This window comes from Sorangium sp. So ce296 (assembly GCF_051529605.1).
In the GTDB taxonomy this organism is placed as follows: Bacteria; Myxococcota_A; Polyangia; order Polyangiales; family Polyangiaceae; genus Sorangium; species Sorangium cellulosum_D.
Genome location: NZ_CP150325.1, coordinates 5,002,764 through 5,023,673, shown reverse-complemented (window position 1 = coordinate 5,023,673; position 20,910 = coordinate 5,002,764). Strand labels below are relative to the sequence as shown.

The window sequence follows — 20,910 nt, the reverse complement described above, 5'->3', positions numbered from 1 at the left end:
TCGAGCTACTCATCGAGATCCTCGTCGTGGCCGCCCGAGATACGAGGCGCCTTCGCCTTGTCGAGGGCCATCCGGACCAAGTCGTTCACATCCATCGACGCGATCGCGTCGATCGCCGCCGCCGCCGTGGCTTCGGGCTTCGTTTCTGCGTCCGCGGAGGCTGCGTCGCGCGGACGGGCGATGCGCATGAGCGCGCTCACCAGCCCGGCCTCGCGGAGCCGGTCGAGCGGGATCGACGCGATCGCGTCGCGGAGCTCGGCGTCGCTCGCGGGCGCGGGGGAGCCGGCGCTCGCGGGCGCGGGGGAGCCGGCGCTCGGGAGATCGATCATCTTCGAGAGCACGTGATCGGTGAGGGCGCCGACCGTGGGGTGATTGAAGAGGAGCGTCGCGCTCAGCCTGAGCCCCGTGGCGGCCGCGAGCCTGTTTCTGAGCTCGATGGCCATGAGGGAGTCGAGGCCGAGCTCCTGGAGAGGTCGTCCGGGCTCGATGTCGAGGGGAGAGGCGACGCCGAGGACGGTCGCGACGTCGGCGCGCACGACGTCGAGGAGCATCCGGTGGCGCTCCTGGGGAGCGAGCGAGGCGAGCCGGAGCTTCAGCGCGGAGGCATCGCCGGCGCCGCTCGCGCGCTGCGCGCGGGCGCGGGGGCCGCTGACCAGGCCTCGGAGCAGCGCGGAGAGCGCGTCGCCGCTCTTCCGGAGCGCGTCGGCGTCGAACGCTGCGGGCACCAGGCACGGCGCGTCCTGGGCGAGCGCCAGGTCGAACAGCGCCAGCGCTTCGTCCGAGGCGAGGGGCTTGAGCCCGCCGCGCGCGATGCGACGGAGGTCGGCCTGCTCCAGGTGCTTCGTGAGCCCGGAGGTCTGGGCCCAGTACCCCCAGTCGAGCGCGACCGCGGGCAGACCGCGCGCGGCGCGCCGGTGGGCGAGCGCGTCGAGGAAGGCGTTGGCGGCGGCGTAGTTGGACTGGGCGGGGCTCCCGAGCACCCCGGAGAGCGACGAGAACAGGACGAAGGCGCGCAGCGGGCTGTGGCGCGTCTGCTCGTCGAGGTTGACGGCCGCGTCGACCTTGGCCCGGAGCACCGCGCTCAGGCGCGCCGGCGTCATGGACGAGAGCACGCCGTCGTCCAGTGTGCCTGCGGCGTGCACGACGGCGGTCAGCGGCCTGTCGTGCGGGATGGCGAGCAGCACCCGCTCGAGGGCGGCGCGATCGGCAGCGTCCGCGGCGGCGACGACGACGGAGGCGCCGCGTGCCTGGAGCTCCGCGGCGAGGTCGGATGCGCCGGGAGCTTCCGCGCCCCGGCGCGAGAGCAGCACCAGGTGCTTGACGCCGTGCCGCTCGACGAGGCGACGCGCCACGAGAGCGCCGAGGGTGCCGGTGCCTCCGGTGACGAGCACGGTGCCTTCGGGATCGAGCGCGCGCGGCGTGGCGCTCGTGCTGGTGGCGGCGTTGGCCGTCGCGGCGGTGGGTGCGGCGACGCGCGCGAGGCGCGGAGCGAGGCGGCGTCCGTCGCGCAGCGCGAGCTGCGGCTCCGCGTCGTCGAGCGCGCCTCCGACCGCGTAGGGCAAGGCGCGTCGCGAGGCGCCGGAGCCGTCGAGGTCGACGAGCAAGATGGCGCGGTCGCGGTTTTCAGCCTGCGCGGAGCGGACGAGCCCCCACAGCGCAGCGGACGCGAGGTCGAGCACATCCTCGCCGGCGCAGGTTGCGACCGCGCGCTGGGTGAGCAGCACGAGCGTCGAGGAGGCCAGGCGCTCGTCGGACAGCCAGGCGTTGAGCAACGCGAGGGCGCGGGCGGCGGCGGTGTGGACCGAGGAAACGAGCTCGGTTTCGTCGGTGTCGGAGGGGCCGTGCGCGGCCGCGAGGCAGACGGCGACCGTGGCTGGGCACGGCGCGCCGCGGCCCAGGGCATCGCGCAAGGCGTCGACGTCGGCGTAGGTATCGACGGGGGTGCCGCCGGTCGCGACGCCGAGGGAGTCCTCTCCGAGCAGAGCCCACCTGCCGCGGGGCGAACGCGAGGCGGCGGGCTGCTCGGGCCAGGTCAGGGCGTAGAGGTTGCGGGCGGGCAGCTCGGGGAGGAATTTGTCGGCGGGGGCTCTACGGAACGCGAGGCCGTCGATCGTGGCGATGGGGGTACCCTCGCGCGACGCTCCTTCACTCGACGCCCCTTCACGTGACCAGAGCGTGATGTCGCCGCCGTAGCCGTCGGCGTCGCGCGTGCCGGCGTCGCGGAGCACGAACTCGGCCCAGCAGGGCGTCTCGGCGCGTCCGTACCAGACGAGGCGCTCGATCGAGAAAGGCAGCGGCGGGGCCTTGCTCGCGGTGCCTTCGGCCTCGCGCGCGCGTGCGGCCTCCTCCGGCGGGCTCGTCGCGCTCACGACGGCGAACGCGTTGTCCATGAGCCCGCCGGGGAGCGGCGCGTCGTCCGTGGGAACGCCGGCGGGTGCCTCGAGGTAGCCGAGCCCCGTGCGCGCGCGCACGTGCGTCGCCTGGCGCAGCCAGCGCCACTGCGGGCCCCAGCCGATCTGGAACGACTCGAACGACTCGATCAGGTGCCCGACGACCCCCGGGTCGCCGCTCCGCGACAGCGCCTCGGGTGGCACGCGCCGCGCGAGCGCGCTCGGGGCAATTGGGGCGAGCGACGCGGTCGCGTGCGTCGTCCACACGTCGGCCGCGCGCGTCGAGAGCGTCGCCGTGAAGCCCGCGCCCTCGCTCCGCGACGGCGTGAGGTGGACGTGGACGGCGACGATGTCCGATGCATGCTGGAAGCTGAGCGCGCGGACGAACTCGACATCGCGCAGCTCGAGGGGGCTATCGGGCCAGTGCGACTCGGCGACCGCGAGGAAGACGGCCACGTAGAACGCGCCCGGGACGACGATGCGCCCGTAAACGGAGTGATCCGCGAGGTACGGCTGCGCGCCGGGACCGATGTCGAGCGTGTGGACAGCAGAGCCGTCCGGCAGATCCAGCCGCGTGCCGGCGAGGGGGTAGCGGCCGGCGCTGTCGGCGGCGGCCACGCGCGAGCTCTTCGCCTTGGGCATGTCGAGCCAGAAGCGCTCGCGCTGGAAGGCGTACGTGGGCAGGGCGACGCGGCCCGCGTTGAACGGGGCGAAGAAGGCGTCCCAGTCGACGTGGTGGCCGCGCGCGTGGAGCGCCCCGAGCGCCGCGGTGAGGGTGTCGACGTCATCGCGGCCGTCGCGCAGGGCGGGCAGGAACGCGACCGCCTCGCTCCCGAGCGTCTCGTGCCCGAGCGCGCAGAGCACCGCGTGGGGCCCGAGCTCCAGGAAGGTGGAAACCCCGTCGGCGCGGAGCGCCTCCAGTCCGTCCGCGAAGCGGACCGCGCAGCGTGCGTGGCGCACCCAGTAGTCGGCCGTGCACAGGTCGTCGTTCGACGCCCGCGCGCCGGTGACGTTCGAGACGATCGGGATGCGCGGCGGCTGGAAACTCACCCCTTCGGCGACGCGGCGGAACGCTTCGAGCATCGGGTCGAGGTGGTGCGAATGGAACGCGTGGCTGACGCGCAGGCGCGAGGTCTTCCGGCCGAGGGCCTCGAAGCGGGCGGCCACCGCGAGCACAGCCTCTCGGTCCCCGGCCACCACGGTGGAGGACGGCGCGTTGACGGCCGCGATCGACGCGCGCCCGTCGAGCGCGTCCATCGCGTCGAGGACCTCGCGCTCGCAGGCGTGGACGGCGACCATGGCGGCGTCGCGCCGCGGCAAGGCATGCATCAGGCGCGCGCGCGCCGCGACGAGGGTGCAGGCGTCCTCCAGCGAGAGCACGCCCGCGACGTGGGCCGCCACCAGCTCGCCGATCGAGTGGCCCAGCAGGACCTGGGGGGTGACTCCCCAGGCCTCGACCAGGCGGAAGAGCGCAACCTCGAGGGCGAACAGCGAGGTCTGCGTGTACAGCGTCTCGTCGAGCAGCGCGGCCAGCTCGGAGCCGCGCGGCGCGAAGACCACGTCGCGCAGGGGGTGCTCGAGCTCGCGATCGAGGTAGCTGCACGCCGCGTCGAAGGCGTCGCGGAAGACGGAAAACGCGCCGTACAGGCCCCGACCCATCGCGGCGCGCTGCCCGCCCTGGCCCGTGAACAGGAGCGCCAGCTTGCCCCCAGCCACGGCGCGCCCGACGAGCACGCGTGGCGCGGAGCGCCCCTCTGCGACGGCCGCGAGCGCGTCGCGGAGCGCGTCGCGATCACCGGCCACGATGGCCGCGCGGTGCTCGAAGTGCGAGCGCGTCGTGGCGAGCGACGCGGCGACGTCGGCGAGCGCGGCGCCGGCGTGCGCGTCGAGGTGCGCGCCGAGGCGTTCGGCTTGCGCGCGAAGCGCTGCCTCGGTCTTCGCCGAGAGGAGGACCGGTACGGGCCCTCCGTCGCGCGGCGCGGCCCCGCCCGCTCCCGTCGCGGTCGCGCAGGGCTTGGCCGCGCGCGCGAGCGGCGCCTCCTCGACGATGACGTGGGCGTTCGTGCCCGAGAGGCCGAACGCGGAGACTCCGGCGCGCCTCGGGGTCTCCTCGTCGCGCCGCAGCCACGGGCGCGTCGCGCCCACAACGGACACGGGGAGCGACGCCCAGTGGATGTGCGGGTTGAGAGGGGTCGTGCCGCGCGTCGCGGGGAGCGTCGCATGCTGCATCGCCGCGACGATCTTGGCGACGCCGGCGAGGCCGGAAGCGGCTTCGAGGTGGCCGATGTTGGTCTTCACGGCGCCGAGCAGGAGCGGCCGCTCGGCCGCGCGCCCCTCGCCGTACACGGCCGCGAGCGCCTGGACCTCGATCGGATCGCCCAGCGCCGTGCCGGTGCCGTGGCACTCGACGACGTCCACGTCGGCCGGCGCGAGGCCCGCGTCCCCGAGCGCGGCACGGAGCACCTTCTGCTGCGAGGTGCCGTTCGGCGCCGTGATGCCGCTCGACGCCCCGTCGTGGTTGACCGCCGTCCCGCGGACGACCGCAAGCACCCGGTGGCCTCTCGCCTCCGCGTCCCGCAGCCGCTCGAGCGCCAGCACCACCACGCCCTCGCCGCGCCCGTAGCCGTCGGCGTGCGCCGAGAACGTCTTCGACCGACCGTCGGCCGCGAGCGCCCGCGTGCGCGAGAGGAGGATGAACACGTCGGGCGAGGCCGTCACTTGCGACCCGGCGGCGAGCGCGAGGTCGCACTCCCCGCGCCTCAGCGACTGGCACGCGAGGTGGAGCGCGACGAGCGACGACGAGCACGCCGTGTCGATCGCGAGCGCCGGCCCCTGGAGCCCTAGCGTGAACGCCAGGCGCCCCGCGGTGAACGAGAACGCGGTGCCCATCGCGGCGTACGCCTCGGCGTCGCTCGGCGTGCCCTGCAAGAAGGCGTAGTCGCTCGCGCCCGCGCCGACGAAGACGCCGGTGCTCGTGTCCTTGAGCGACGCGGGGACGATCCCGGCGTCCTCGAGGGCTTGCCACGCGGTCTCGAGCAAGAGGCGGTGCTGCGGGTCGATCTGCTTCGCCTCGCGCGGGCTGATGCCGAAGAACGCCGCGTCGAACAGATCGACCCCGTCGATCAGCGCCGCGTCGCGGACGTAGCTCTTCCCCTTCGCCTCGGGGTCGGGATCGTAAATTGCGTCGGCGTCCCAGCGCTCCTTCGGGATCGGGCCGACCGCGTCGCGGCCCTCCTCGAGCAGGCGGAAGAGCGCGTCCATGTCGCCGACGCCACCGGGTAGACGAAGACCGAGGCCGACGATCGCGATCGGCTCGTCGCTCGGAGAAGGCGCGCGCGGGGCCGCGACCGCGCGAGCGTCGTCGCGGCCAGCGCCATCGAGCGGGAGCGCGAGCGCGTCGCAGAGGTGCGCCGCCAGATCGTGCGGGCACGGGTGGTCGAACGTGACCGTCGCCGGCAGCGTGACGCCGGTGGCGCGCTGGAGGCGCACACGCAAGTCGACGGCCATCAGCGAGTCGAGGCCCGAGTCGAAGAAGCCGCGCCGAGGCTCGACGCGGGAGACATCGGTGTGCCCGAGGACGAGCGCCGTCTCCTTGACGACGAGCGCAACGAGGTGCCGGAGGCGGTCTCCCGCCGGAAGAGGCCGCAGCGTCGCGAGGAGCTCGGGCTCGCCGTCGCGGCCCTGCGCCGCCTCCGGCCGGGCGTCGAGCGCGCGCTTCGCCTCGCTCAGATCGTGGAGCAGCGGCCGCGAGCGCGCGGACGCGAGCGACGGCGCGAAGCGCGCCCAGTCGACGTCGGCGATCGTGACGTTCGTGTCGTCGTGATCGAGCGCGCGCGCGAGCGCGGCGATCGCGAGCTCCGGGGCCATCGGCGGGAGGCCTCGGCGGCGGAGGTGCTCCTCGGCGGCCGGGTCTTCGGCGAGCATCCCGCCGCCCGCCCACGCGCCCCAGGCGATCGAGGTCGCCGTGAGGCCGCGCGCGCGGCGGCTCTCTGCGAGCGCGTCGAGGAACGCGTTCGCCGCGGCGTATGCCCCTTGGTGCCCGCCGCCCCAGACGCCCGCGCCGGACGCGAAGAGCACGAACGCGTCGAGGGCGCGTTCACCGGTGAGCTCGTCGAGGTTCCGCGCGCCCGCGGCCTTTCCTGCGATGGCGCGGGTGAGATCGTCGAGCGACGTCGCGTCGAGAGGCGTGCCCTGCGCGACGCCGCCGGCGTGCACGACGGCGCGCAGCGGCGAGCCTTGCGCCTCGAGATCGCGGAGCAGGGCGCCGAACGCGTCGCGATCGGCGACGTCGCACGCCGCGATCGTGACACGCGCGCCGAGCGCCGTGAGCTCGGCCTGGAGCGCCTCGGCGCCGGGCGCGCTCCTTCCGCGCCGGCTCGTGAGCACGAGGTGCTCGGCCCCGCTCTTCGCGAGCCACCGCGCGACGTGCGCTCCGAGCGCGCCCGTCCCGCCCGTGACGAGCACGGTCCCCGCGGGGGCGAACGCGCGAGCCGGCGCGGCGTCGCCGATCTTCGCGCGGACGAGCCTCCGTGCGTAGAGACCCGCCGGGCGAAGGGCGAGCTGGTCCTCGCCGTCGCGCGTGGCGAGCGCTGCGACGAGGCGCTCGAGCGCCCTCGCGTCGAGCGCAGCAGCGGGATCGCCAGCCGCGAGGTCGATCGCGCCGCCCCATCGCGCGGGGTGCTCGAGCGCGACGACGCGCCCGAGGCCCCACGACATCGCCTGGACGGGGCTCGCGATCGGGTCGGAGCGACCGATCGACACGGCCCCCCGCGTGACGAGCCACAGCGGCGCGTCGATCGCGAGATCGCCGAGCGCTTGCACGAGCGCCAGCGTCGCGCCGAGCCCCGCCGGGACCGCCGGGTGCGCGGCGAGCGGGCGTTCGTCGAGCGCCGTCAGCGCGAGCACGCCGCGGATCGCACGCGAGTCGGCGGACGCGGCACGCACGCGCGCGGCGAGCGCTTCGCGATCGACGCCCTCGAGGCCGGCGGCGATCTCGATCTCGACGACGGCGGCGCCTCGCGCTGAGAGGGCGCGCGCGAGCGGCCGCGCGACGTCGCCAGCGACGCCGGGGATCACGACGAGCCACGTGCCTTCGACGCTGGCGCCAGGCGCGATCGTGCACGGCCGCCACACGACGCGGTAGCGCCACGCGTCGAGCGTGGCCTGCGCGCGCCGCTCGCGGCGCCACGCCGCGAGCGTCGGGACCAGCGTGGCCCACGCTGCGCGATGATCCGCGTCGTCGACGCGAAGCTCGGCGGAGATCGCGTCGACGTCGCCGCGATCGATCGCGCGCCAGAGCGCCGTCTCCTCGGCCGCGCGGGGCTCGGCGGGCTGCGCGCTCGCCGCCTCGAGCCAGAAGCGGTCGCGCTGGAAGGCGTAGGTGGGAAGGGGGACGCGGCGAGGGGCGAAGGGGGCGAAGAGGGCGCGCCAGTCGAGGGTGAGCCCGCGGGTGTACAGAGCGCCGAGGGCGGCGGCGAAGGCGTCGTCGTCGGCGCGCTCGGCGCGGAGGGCGGGCACGAAGGCGGCGCCCTCGGGGGGCGGTCGGTCGTCCTGGAGCGCGGCGCTCCCGAGCGCGCAGAGCACGCCGTGCGGGCCGAGCTCGAGGAAGGTGGACACGCCGTCGGCGCGCAGCGCTTGCACGCCGTCGGCGAAGCGAACGGCCCCACGGACGTGGCGGACCCAGTAGTCGGGGGAGGTCAGCTCGCCTTCTTCGGCACGAGCGCCCGTGACGTTGGAGACGATGGGGATGCGCGGCGGATGGAACGTGAGCCCCTCGGCCACGCGCCGGAACGCCTCCAGCAGCGGGGCCATGTGATGCGAGTGGAACGCGTGGCTGACGCGCAGCCGCGAGGTCTTTCTCCCCCGCGCCTGGAACGACGCGGCCACCGCGAGCACGGCGTCCTCGTCGCCGGAGACCACCACCGAGGCCGGGCCATTGACCGCGGCGATGGATACGCCCGTGGGGTGCGCGGACAGGACGTCGAGCACCTCGCGTTCGCTGGCGGTGAGGGCGACCATCGCGGCGTCGCGCGGCGGCAACGCGTGCATCAGCCGCGCGCGCGCGGCCACCAGCGTGCAGGCGTCCTCGAGCGAGAGCACGCCGGCAACGTGGGCGGCCACGAGCTCGCCGATCGAGTGCCCGAGCAGCGCGTCTGGCCGCAGGCCGCACGCTTCCACGAGGCGGAAGAGGGCGACCTCGAGGGCAAACAGGGCCGGCTGGGTGAACAGCGTCTCGTCCAGCAGAGCGGCCAGCTCGGAGCCACCGGGGGCGAACAGGACGTCGAGGAGCGGGCGATCGAGCTCGCGATCGAAGTGGCTCGCGACGGCATCCAGCGCCTCGCGGAAGACGGGGAACGCGTCGTACAGGCCGCGTCCCATCGCCGGTCGCTGGCTGCCCTGCCCGGTGAAGAGCAAGGCCACCTTGGTGGGGGCTCTCCGCGCGACCGAGGCGACCGCGGCCGGCGCGTCGGTCGCGCCGCGCGCGAAGGCGTCGAGGGCGGGCAGCAGAGCGTCGCGGCTGCGCGCCACGAAGGCGGCGCGGTGGTCGAAGTGGGCGCGCGTGGTGGCGAGCGAGGCGGCCACGTCGACCAGCGAGGCGCCCGGGTCGCCGGCGAGGTGGGCGTGCAGGCGAGCGGCCTGCGCGCGCAGCGCGTCCTCGGTCTTCGCGGACAGGAGCACCGGCAGCGCCTGGTCGCGCCCGCTCGGCGCCGGGCTCGCCTCGTCCCGGTCGGCGCGCGGCGCCTCTTCGACGATCACGTGCGCGTTGGTGCCGGACAGGCCGAACGACGAGACCGCCGCGCGGCGCACCCGTCCGTTCTTCGTCCACGGAACCGCGTCCGCGAGCAGCCGCAGGCCGCCCGCGGCCCAATCGACGTGTGGCGACGGAGCGTGGGCGTGCAGTGTCCTGGGCAGCAGCCAGTTTCGCAGGGCGAGGACGGTCTTGATGATCCCGCCGACGCCCGCGGCGGCCTGCGTGTGCCCGAGGTTGGACTTGAGGCTGCCGAGCCACAGCGGTCGCTCGGCAGGGCGGCCGACCCCGTAGGTGGCCAGCAGCGCGTTCGCCTCGATCGGATCGCCGAGCGGCGTGCCCGTGCCGTGGGCTTCCACCGCGTCGATGTCGTGCGTCTCCAGGCGCGCGGCGGCGAGCGCCTGGCGGATGACGCGCTCCTGCGCAGGCCCGTTGGGCGCGGTGAGCCCCTGGCTCTTGCCGTCCTGGTTGACCGCGGAGCCGCGGATGACGGCGAGGATCGGGTGGCCGTTGCGCTGCGCGTCGGACAGGCGCTCGAGCAGGACCATGCCCGCGCCTTCCGACCAGCCGGCCCCGTTGGCGTCGGCGGAGAACGACTTGCAGCGGCCGTCGGGAGAGCCGGCGAACGACAGCGCGTCGAACGCCTCGCGCGTGGCCATCACCGTGACGCCGCCGGCGAGGGCGAGGGCGCACTCGCCGCTTCGCAACGCCTGGCACGCGAGATGAACGGCGACGAGCGACGAGCTGCACGCCGTGTCCACGGTGACCGTGGGCCCGTGGAAGCCGAAGGTGTACGCGATCCTGCCCGACGCGACGCTCGCCGAGCTCGCGAAGCTCACGTACCCCGACGCGTCGCCGTCGCCGCCAAGGTGATGGCTCGCGTAGTTGTTGTACATGACGCCGACGAAGACGCCGGTCTGCGAGCCCTGGAGCGACGCGGGGTCGATCTCCGCCCGCTCGATCGCCTCCCACGTCGTCTCGAGCAAGAGCCGCTGCTGCGGATCCATCTCGAGCGCCTCGCGCGGGCTCACCCCGAAGAACGCCGCGTCGAAGAGCTCCGCGCCTTCGAGGAAGCCCCCTTCAAGCGCGGGCGTCTTCCCCGTCACGTCGGCGCGCGGGTCGACACGCGGCTCGACGCTCCATCCGCGGCTCGCGGGGAAGCCGGAGACGGCGTCGCGTCCACCTTCGAGGAGCTGCCAGAGATCCTCGGGCGAGCGCGCGCCGCCGGGGAAGCGGCAGCTCATCGCCACGATCGCGATCGGCTCGTATGCCTTGCTCTCGGCCGCGTGCAGGCGCGTCTGGCTCCGCTGAAGGTCGAGCGTGAGCTGCTTCAGGTAGTCGCGGAGCTTCGCTTCGGTTCCAGGCGGCGCGCTCATGTAGCGGCCTCCGCGCGGACATGGTCGATCATGCGGAACAGCTCGTCGTCGTTCGCGGTGTCGAGGCGGCTCGCGAGCCCGTCGTCGGGCGAAGGCTCACGGGCGGCCATCCACTTCGAGAGGATCGCCTTCATGCGCACCGTGAGCTCGTCGCGGATCGCTTCGTTTGCGTACGCGCTCGCGAGGGCGCCCTCGAGCCGGTCGATCTCCGCCGCGCTCGTGCTCGGCGGGGCGGCCTCGTCGTGGAGCAGCTTGCCGGAGACGAGCTTCGCGAGCGCCTCCGGCGTGGGGTGATCGAAGAGGAGCGTCGCGCTCAGCCTGAGCCCCGTGGCGGCCGCGAGCCTGTTTCTGAGCTCGATGGCCATGAGGGAGTCGAGGCCGAGCTCCTGGAGAGGTCGTCCGGGCTCGATGTCGAGGGGAGAGGCGACGCCGAGGACGGTCGCGACGTCGGCCCGCACGACGTCGAGGAGCATCCGGTGGCGCTCCGGGGGAGCGAGCGAGGCGAGCCGGAGCTTCAGCGCGGAGGCGTCGCCCGCGCCGCTCGCGCGCTGCGCGCGGGCGCGGGGGCCGCTGACCAGGCCTCGGAGCAGCGCGGAGAGCGCGTCGCCGCTCTTCCGGAGCGCGTCGGCGTCGAACGCTGCGGGCACCAGGCACGGCGCGTCCTGGGCGAGCGCCAGGTCGAACAGCGCCAGCGCTTCGTCCGAGGCGAGGGGCCTGAGCCCGCCGCGCGCGATGCGACGGAGGTCGGCCTGCTCCAGGTGCTTCGTGAGCCCGGAGGTCTGGGCCCAGTACCCCCAGTCGAGCGCGACCGCGGGCAGACCGCGCGCGGCCCGCCGGTGGGCGAGCGCGTCGAGGAAGGCGTTGGCGGCGGCGTAGTTGGACTGGGCGGGGCTCCCGAGCACCCCGGAGAGCGACGAGAACAGGACGAAGGCGCGCAGCGGGCTGCGGCGCGTCTGCTCGTCGAGGTTGACGGCCGCGTCGACCTTGGCCTGGAGCACCGCGCTCAGGCGCGCCGGCGTCATCGAGGAGAGCACGCCGTCGTCCAGTGTGCCTGCGGCGTGCACGACGGCGGTCAGCGGCCTGTCGTGCGGGATGGCGAGCAGCACCCGCTCGAGGGCGGCGCGATCGGCAGCGTCCGCGGCGGCGACGACGACGGAGGCGCCGCGTGCCTGGAGCTCCGCGGCGAGGTCGGATGCGCCGGGAGCTTCCGCGCCCCGGCGGGAGAGCAGCACCAGGTGCTTGACGCCGTGCCGCTCGACGAGGCGACGCGCCACGAGAGCGCCGAGGGTGCCGGTGCCTCCGGTGACGAGGACGGTGCCTTCCGGATCGAGCGCGCGCGGCGTGGCGCTCGTGCTGGTGACGGCGCTGGCCGTCGCGGCGGTGGGTGCGGCGACGCGGGCGAGGCGCGGAGCGAGGCGGCGTCCGTCGCGCAGCGCGAGCTGCAGCTCGGCGTCGTCGAGCGCGCCTCCGACCGCGTAGGGCAAGGCGCGTCGCGAGGCGTCGGAGCCGTCGAGGTCGACGAGCAAGATGGCGCGGTCGCGGTTTTCAGCCTGCGCGGAGCGGACGAGCCCCCACAGCGCAGCGGACGCGAGGTCGAGCACATCCTCGCCGGCGCAGGTTGCGACCGCGCGCTGGGTGAGCAGCACGAGCGTCGAGGAGGCCAGGCGCTCGTCGGACAGCCAGGCGTTGAGCAACGCGAGGGCGCGGGCGGCGGCGGTGTGGACCGAGGAAACGAGCTCGGTTTCGTCGGTGTCGGAGGGGCCGTGCGCGGCCGCCAGGCAGACGGCCACCGTGTCGGGGCACGGCGCGCCGCGGCCCAGGGCGTCGCGCAAGGCATCGACGTCGGGGTAGGCGTCGGCGGCGATGCCCGTCGCGACGCCGAGCGAGTCCTCTCCGAGAAGAGCCCACCTGCCGCGCGGCGGGCGCGAGGCGGCGGGCTGCTCGGGCCAGGTGAGGGCGTAGAGGTTGCGGGCGGGCAGCTCGGGGAGGAACTTGTCGGCGGGGGCTCTGCGGAACGCGAGGCCCTCGATCGTCGCGATGGGGGTACCCTCGCGCGACGCTCCTTCACTCGACGCGCCTTCACGTGACCAGAGCGTGATGTCGCCGATGTAGCGGTCGGCGTCCGGCGTGATCTCGCCGCGCATGACGAAGTCGGCCCAGCAGGGCGTCTCGGCGCGTCCGTACCAGACGAGGCGCTCGATCGAGAAAGGCAGCGGCGGGACGTTGCTCGTCGAGCGATTGTCGTGGGCGGGCAGCCCCGTGACGGCGCTGCCGACGACGGCGAACGCGTTGTCCACGAGGCCGCCGGGGAGCGGCGCGTCGTCGGTCGGGACGCCGTCGGGCGCGGCGAGGTAGCCGACGCCCGTCCGGTCGCCGGCGTGCGTCGTCTGCCGGAGCCAGCGCCACTTCGGGCCCCACTCGACGTTGAACGCCTCGAACGATGCCATCAGGCGAGCGACGGCGCGCGACGGCTCGTCACCCGCGAGAGGCTCGTGCGCCGCGCGGGGGTGCCGTGCGAGCGCGCTCGGCGGCGCCGCGCCGAGCGTCGCGGTCGCGTGCGTGGTCCACGCGCCTTCGGTCTGCGTCGCGACCGTGGCGTGGAAGCCTTTGCCATCACCGCCTGCCGGCGTGAGGTGCACGCGCACCGCGACGGTCTCCGAGGGATCTTCGAACGTGAGCGCGCGGACGAACTCGACGTCGCGCAGCTCGAGGGGGCTATCGGGCCAGTGCGACTCGGCGACCGCGAGGAGGACGGCCAGGTGGAACGCGCCCGGGACGACGATGCGCCCGTAAACGGAGTGATCCGCGAGGTACGGCTGCGCGCCGGGACCGATGTCGAGCGTGTGGACGGCAGAGCCGTCCGGCAGATCCAGCCGCGTGCCGGCGAGGGGGTAGCGGCCGGCGTCGTCGGCGGCGGCCGCGCGCGAGCTCTTCGCCTTGGGCATGTCGAGCCAGAAGCGCTCGCGCTGGAAGGCGTACGTGGGCAGGGCGACGCGGCCCGCGTTGAACGGGGCGAAGAAGGCGTCCCAGTCGACGTGATGGCCACGCGCGTGCAGCGCGCCGAGCGCCGCGGTGAGGGTGTCGACGTCATCGCGGCCCTCGCGCAGGGCGGGCAGGAACGCGACCGCCTCGCTCCCGAGCGCCTCGTGCCCGAGCGCGCAGAGCACCGCGTGGGGCCCGAGCTCCAGGAAGGTGGAAACCCCGTCGGCGCGGAGAGTCTCCAGTCCGTCCGCGAAGCGGACCGCGCCGCGTGCGTGGCGCACCCAGTAGTCGGCCGTGCACAGGTCGTCGTTCGACGCCCGCGCCCCGGTGACGTTCGAGACGATCGGGATGCGCGGCGGCTCGAACCTCAGCCCTTCGGCCACGCGCCGGAACGCTTCCAGCATCGGGTCGAGGTGGTGCGAATGGAACGCGTGGCTGACGCGCAGGCGCGAGGTCTTCCGGCCGAGGGCCTCGAAGCGGGCGGCCACCGCGAGCACAGCCTCTCGGTCCCCGGCCACCACGGTGGAGGACGGCGCGTTGACGGCCGCGATCGACGCGCGCCCGTCCACCGCGTCCATCGCGTCGAGCGCGTCCAGGACCTCGCGCTCGCAGGCGTGGACGGCGACCATGGCGGCGTCGCGCCGCGGCAAGCCGTGCATCAGGCGCGCGCGCGCCGCGACGAGGGTGCAGGCGTCCTCCAGCGAGAGCACGCCCGCGACGTGGGCCGCCACCAGCTCGCCGATCGAGTGGCCCAGCAGGACGTGGGGGGTGACTCCCCAGGCCTCGACCAGGCGGAAGAGCGCGACCTCGAGGGCGAACAGCGAGGTCTGCGTGTACAGCGTCTCGTCGAGCAGCGCGGCCAGCTCGGAGCCGCGCGGCGCGAAGACCACGTCGCGCAGGGGGTGCTCGAGCTCGCGATCGAGGTAGCTGCACGCTGCGTCGAAGGCGTCGCGGAAGACGGAAAACGCGCCGTACAGGCCACGACCCATCGCGGCGCGCTGCCCGCCCTGGCCCGTGAACAGGAGCGCCAGCTTGCCGCCCGTGGTCCGTGAGACGACGGTGCCCGCCGGCGAACGTCCTTCGGCGAGTCCGGCGAGGGCGTCCTCGAGGGCGCCGAGATCGCGCGCGACGATCGCCGCGCGGTGCTCGAAGTGCGAGCGCGTCGTGGCGAGCGACGCGGCGACGTCGACGAGCGCGTCGCCAGGGCGCCCCGTGACATGCGCGCGGAGGCGCTCGGCTTGCGCGCGCAGGGCGCGCTCGCTCTTCGCAGAGAGCACCACGGGCACGGCCGGCGGGGGCTCGTCCGCGGCGGCGGCGCCTCGACGCGCGCGCGGCGCCTCTTCGATGATGGCGTGGGCGTTCGTGCCCGAGAGGCCGAACGCGGAGACTCCGGCGCGCCTCGGGGTCTCCTCGTCGCGGCGAGCCCACAGCTCGGCCGCGTCGACGACGCGGACGTGGAGCGCGTCCCAGTCGACGTGCGGGTTGCGCGGGCGCGAGTGGATGGTCGCGGGGAGCGCGCCATGCTCGAGCGCCGTCACGATCTTGGCGACGCCGGCGAGGCCGGAGGCGGCTTCGAGGTGGCCGATGTTGCTCTTCACGGCGCCGAGCAGGAGCGGCCGCTCGGCCGCGCGCCCCTCGCCGTAGACGGCCGCGAGCGCCTGGACCTCGATCGGATCGCCCAGCGCCGTGCCGGTGCCGTGGCACTCGACGACGTCCACGTCGGCCGGCGCGAGGCCCGCGTCCCCGAGCGCGGCACGGAGCACCTTCTGCTGCGAGGTGCCGTTCGGCGCCGTGATGCCGCTCGACGCGCCGTCGTGGTTGACCGCCGTCCCGCGGACGACCGCAAGCACCCGGCGGCCTCTCGCCTCCGCGTCCCGCAGCCGCTCGAGCGCCAACACGACCACGCCCTCGCCGCGCCCGTAGCCGTCGGCGTGCGCCGAGAACGTCTTCGACCGACCGTCGGCCGCGAGCGCCCGCGTGCGCGAGAGGAGCACGAACGGCTCGGCGAGCGTCATCACCTGGACGCCGCCCGCGAGCGCGAGGTCGCACTCGCCCTTCCGCAGCGACTGGCACGCGAGGTGGAGCGCGACGAGCGACGACGAGCAGGCCGTGTCGATCGAGAGCGCGGGGCCTTGCAGGCCGAGCGTGAACGCCAGGCGCCCCGCCGCGAACGACGAGAGCGTGCCCATCGCGGCGTATGCGTCGGTCTCTTCGGCGCTGCCTTGCATGAGGGCGTAGTCGCTCAAGCCGATCCCGACGAAGACGCCGGTGCTCGTGTCCTTGAGCGACGCGGGGACGATCGTCGCCTCTTCGAGCGCTTGCCACGCGGTCTCGAGCAGGAGGCGGTGCTGCGGATCGACCTGCTTCGCCTCGCGCGGGCTGATGCCGAAGAACGACGCGTCGAAGAGGTCGACGCGATCGAGCAGCGCGGCCTCGCGCACATAGCTCTTTCCCTTGGCCTCGGGATCCGGATCGTAGATCGTGTCCGCGTCCCAGCGGTCCTTCGGGATCGGGCCGACGCCGTCGCGCCCTTGCTCGAGGAACGACCAGAGGCCCTCGCGATCCTCGACGCCGCCGGGGAGGCGGAGCCCGAGGCCGACGATCGCGATCGGCTCGTCGATCGCGGCGTGCGCGCTCGACGAGCGCGCTGTCGTCGCGTCGGCCGGCGCGAGGGGCGCGTCGAGCGGCAGCGCCTCGCGCACGTACGTCGCGAGGCGGTGCGGGGATGGGTGATCGAACGTGACCGTCGCGGGGAGCTCGACGCCGGTGCGCGCGCGGAGCTTGCGGAGGAGCTCGACGGCGACGAGCGAGTCGAGGCCGAGATCGAAGAAGCCCTTGTGAGGATCGATCGCCGACGCGTCGGCGTGCCCGAGGACGGCGGCGGTCTCGGCGACGACGAGCTCCACGAGGTGGCGCGCGCGGTCGGCCTCGGAGAGCGGCCGCAGCGCCTCGACGAGCGCGCGGTCCGCGCTCGCGCCGTCAGCCCCGGCGGGCTCCGGCGGGGCCTCGATTGCGCGCTGCGCCTCGGGGAGATCGAGGAGGAGCGGGCGCGGCCTCGCGGAGGCGAACGCGGGGGCGAAGCGCGCCCAATCGACGCTGGCGACCGTGACCGCGGTCTCGCCGTGATCGAGGGCCTGCGCGAGCGCGGCGATCGCGAGCGCCGGGGCCATCGGCACGAGGCCGCGCTTCCGGAGCTCGACCTCGGCGTCGGCGTCGGCGTGATCGGCGAGCATCCCGGCGCCCGCCCAGGCGCCCCACGCGATCGACGTCGCCGTGAGACCGGCGGCGCGGCGCACCTCGGCGAGCGCGTCGAGGAACGCGTTGCCGGCGGCGTACGCGCCTTGCTGCCCGCTGCCCCAGACGCCCGCGCCGGAGGCGAAGAGGACGAAGGCGTCGAGCTCGCGGTCTCCGAGCAGCTCGTGCAGATGGAGCGCGCCGAGGACCTTTGCGGCGACGACGGCCTGGACACCGTCGAGATCGGTGGACGCGAGGGCCGCCTGCGCGACGACGCCGCCCGCGTGGACGACGGCGCGGACGGGGTCGCCTTGCGCGTCGAGGCGGGCGAGCAGAGCTGCGACCGAGGCGCGATCGGCGACGTCGCAGGCGGCGAGCGTCACGCGCGCGCCGAGCGCCTCGAGCTCGGCGCGGAGCGCGCCGGCGCCCGGGGCGTCCTCGCCCCGGCGGCTCACGAGGACGAGGTGCTCTGCGCCGCGCCCGGCGAGGAAACGCGCGACGTGCGCGCCGAGGGCGCCGGTTCCGCCGGTGACGAGGGAGGTGCCGCGCGGCGTGAAGGTGCGCGCGGGCGGAGCGTCGCCGAGGGGCGCACGGACGAGCCTCCGCGCGAAGATGCCTGTCGGGCGGAGCGCGAGCTGGTCCTCGCCGTCGCGGGACGCGAGGAGCGTGACGAGGCGGTCGAGCGCCCTCGCGTCGATCGTGTCGCCGTCGGCGACGTCGACGAGCCCGCCCCAGCGCTCGGGGTGCTCGAGCCCAGCGACGCGGCCGAGACCCCACGTCATCGATTGCGCCGCGCTCGCCAGCCGATCGGAGCGCCCCGTCGAGACCGCGCCGCGCGTGACGAGCCACAGCGGCGCCTCGATGCCCATGTCCCCGAGCGCCTGCACGAGGCGGAGCGTCAGCGCGAGCCCCGCGGGCAGCGCCGCGTGCGTCGCGAGCGTGGTCTCGTCGAGCGCGGCGAAGGACACGATGCCGCGGAGCTCGCCCGCGTCCGCGAGAGCTCCCTGCACGCGCACGGCGAGGCGCACGCGATCGGCCTCTGCCGGCGCGATCGGCATCGCGATCACCTCGGCGCCGCGCGCGGTCAGGGCCCTCTCGAGCTCACGCGCGAGCGCGTCCTCGGCTCCCGCGAGCGTGACGAGGAGCCACGTCCCCGCGACGTCGCGCGCCGCGGTCGGCGTGAGCGGCTTCCACACGACGCGGTAGCGGAGCGCGTCGACGAGGCTCCGCTCGTCGCGGGCGCGCCGCCACGCCGAGAGCGCGGGGAGCAGCGTCGCGAGGGCCGAGAGGTGGTCCTCGCCCGAGGCGTTCAGCGTCGCGCCGAGCGCGCCCACGTCCCCCGCGTCGACCGCGCGCCAGAACGCGGCGTCTTCGGGCGCGGCGGGCGCGGCCTCGTCGCGCGTCGCTCCCGCGGGGGCTTCGAGCCAGAAGCGCTCGCGCTGGAACGCGTAGGTCGGGAGCGCGACCTTCTGCGGGTCGAACGGGCCGAAGAACGCCGCCCAATCGACGCGATGTCCGCGCACGTGGAGCGACGAGAGAGCCGCCGTGAGCGCGTCGACGTCGGCGCGGCCGTCGCGGAGCGCGGGGACGAAGGCGACCTCGCGCTGCGCGTTCGCCAGCGCGCTCTCGCCGAGCGCCGAGAGGACGCCGTGCGGCCCGAGCTCGAAGAACGAACAAACGCCGTCGGCTTCCAGCGTATTGATGCCGTCGGCGAAGCGGACGGCGCTTCGCACGTGGCGGACCCAGTAGTCGGGCGACCGGAGCTCGTCCGTCGCGAGCCTCCCCGTGACGTTGGAGACGATGGGGATGCGCGGCGGATGGAACGTGAGCCCTTCTGCGACGCGGCGGAACGCGTCGAGCATGGGGTCCATGTGGTGTGAGTGGAACGCGTGGCTCACGCGGAGGCGGGTCGCCTTGCGCCCGCGCGCTTCGAAGTGCGCGGCGACGCCCAGCACGGCGTCGACATCGCCGGCGATCACCGTCGACGAGGGCGCGTTGATCGCGGCGATCTCGGCGCGTCCGTCCCGCCCCTCGAGCGCGGCGAGCACCTCGGCCTCCGTCGCGTGCACCGTGACCATCGCGCCGTCGCGCGCGGGCAGGGCCTGCATGAGGCGCGCGCGCGCGGCGACGAGCGTGCACGCGTCGGCGAGCGAGAGGACGCCCGCGACGTGCGCGGCGGCGAGCTCGCCGACGGAGTGCCCCAGGAGCACGTCGGGCGTGACGCCCCACGCCTCGACGAGGCGGAAGAGCGCGACTTCGAGGGCGAAGAGCGCCGGCTGCGTGAACTCGGTCCGGTCGAGGAGGCTCGCGAGCTCCGAGCCCTTCGGCGCGAAGAGGACGTCGCGGAGCGGGCGATCGAGCTCGCGATCGAAGTGGCTCGCGACGGCATCCAGCGCGTCGCGGAAGACGGGGAACGCGTCGTACAGGCCGCGCCCCATCGCAGCGCGCTGCGCGCCCTGGCCCGTGAAGAGGAAGGCGAGCTTGTCGGCGGCGCCCTTGGCGACGAACGTGCCTGGCGCCGCGACGCCCGCGGCGAGGCCCTCGAGCGCCGCGACCAGCGTCCCGTGATCGCTCGCGGCGATCGCGGCGCGGTGGTCAAATTGCGAGCGCGTCGTGGCGAGCGCCGCGGCGACGTCGACGAGCGCCGCGTCGGGTGTCCTCGCGAGCTGATCGCGGAGCGCCGCGGCTTGCGCGCGGAGGGCCGCGTCGCTCTTCGCCGAGAGCACGAAGGGGAGCGCGCCCGAGAGGGGCAGCGCGCCGCGCGCGGGCTTCGGGGCGTCGGGGTCGGGCGCCTCTTCGACGATGACGTGCGCGTTCGTGCCGGAGAGCCCGAACGCGGAGACCCCCGCGCGCCTCGGAGATCCGTCGGCGCTCCGCTCCCACGGCTCGGCCGCGTCGACGACGCGGACGGGGAGCGCGTCCCAGTCGATGTGCGGGTTGCGCGGGTTGGTGTGGATCGTCGCGGGGAGCGTCCCGTGGCGGAGCGACGCCATGATCTTGACGACGCCGGCGAGGCCCGACGCGAACTCGAGGTGGCCGATGTTGGTCTTCACCGCGCCGAGGCGGAGCGGGCGCTCGGGGGCGCGCCCTTCGCCGTAGACGGCCGCGAGGGCCTGGACCTCGATGGGATCGCCGAGGGAGGTGCCGGTGCCGTGGCACTCGACGACGTCGACGTCGGTGGGAGCGAGGCGGGCGTCGTCGAGGGCGGCGCGGAGGACCTTCTGCTGCGCGGAGCCGTTGGGCGCGGTGATGCCGCTCGACGCGCCGTCGTGATTGACCGCGGTGCCGCGGACGACGGCGAGGACCGGGTGGCCGTTGGCGCGCGCGTCCCGGAGGCGCTCGAGGGCGAGGACGACGACGCCTTCGCCGCGGCCGAACCCGTCGGCGTTGGCCGAGAACGTCTTCGATCGCCCGTCCGGAGCGAGGGCGCGCGTGCGCGAGAGGATCACGAAGACCTCGGGCGAGGCCATCACCTGGACGCCGGCGGCGAGCGCGAGGTCGCACTCGCCTTGCCGCAGCGACTGGCACGCGAGGTGGAGCGCGACGAGCGACGACGAGCACGCGGTGTCGATCGAGAGCGCGGGCCCTTGGAGGCCGAGCGTGAACGCCAGCCGACCTGCCGCGAACGAGGCGGCGGTGCCCATCGCGGCGTAGGCCTCGGCGTCCTCGGCGCTGCTCTGGAGCACGGCGTAGTCGCTCGCGCCCGCGCCGACGAAGACGCCGGTGGTCGAGTCGCGGAGCGACGCGGGGACGATCGTCGCCGCCTCGAGCGCTTGCCACGCGGTCTCGAGCAAGAGGCGGTGCTGCGGGTCGACGTGCCTCGCCTCGCGCGGGCTGATGCCGAAGAAGCCCGCGTCGAAGAGGTCGACGCGGTCGAGCATCGCCGCGTGGCGGACGTACGTCTTCCCCTTCGCTTCGGGGTCCGGATCGAACACGGCGCCGACGTCCCAGCGGCTCGCCGGGATCGGAGCGACCGCGTCGCGCTCGTCCTCGAGCAGGCGGAAGAGCGCGTCGACGTCGTCGACCCCGCCTGGGAGGCGCAGGCCGACGCCGACGATCGCGATGGGCTCGTCGCTCGCGTCCGCGTGGGCGGCGCGCGGGCGGGCATCGGTGCTCGGGGGGGCCCCGCCGAGGGGGAGCGCGTCGAGAAGGAAGCCAGCGAGTCGGTGCGGCGACGGGC

Annotated in this window: 1 protein-coding gene and 1 pseudogene (1 of these 2 cut by a window edge); both read right to left on the bottom strand. The window is 75.0% G+C overall.

Annotated features, from left to right (window positions below):
• Nucleotides 1-5: 5 nt before the first annotated feature.
• A pseudogene (locus tag WME98_RS18665) lies at nt 6-10,403 on the bottom strand (type I polyketide synthase); the annotation flags it as partial.
• Between the two features lie 107 nt (nt 10,404-10,510).
• Nucleotides 10,511-20,910, bottom strand: partial view of a type I polyketide synthase gene (locus tag WME98_RS18660; protein WP_437952505.1) — the 3' portion only. It continues 4,654 nt past the right edge of the window; the window shows 10,400 of its 15,054 coding nt (coding positions 4,655-15,054); the start codon falls outside the window, past its right edge; its stop codon occupies nt 10,511-10,513.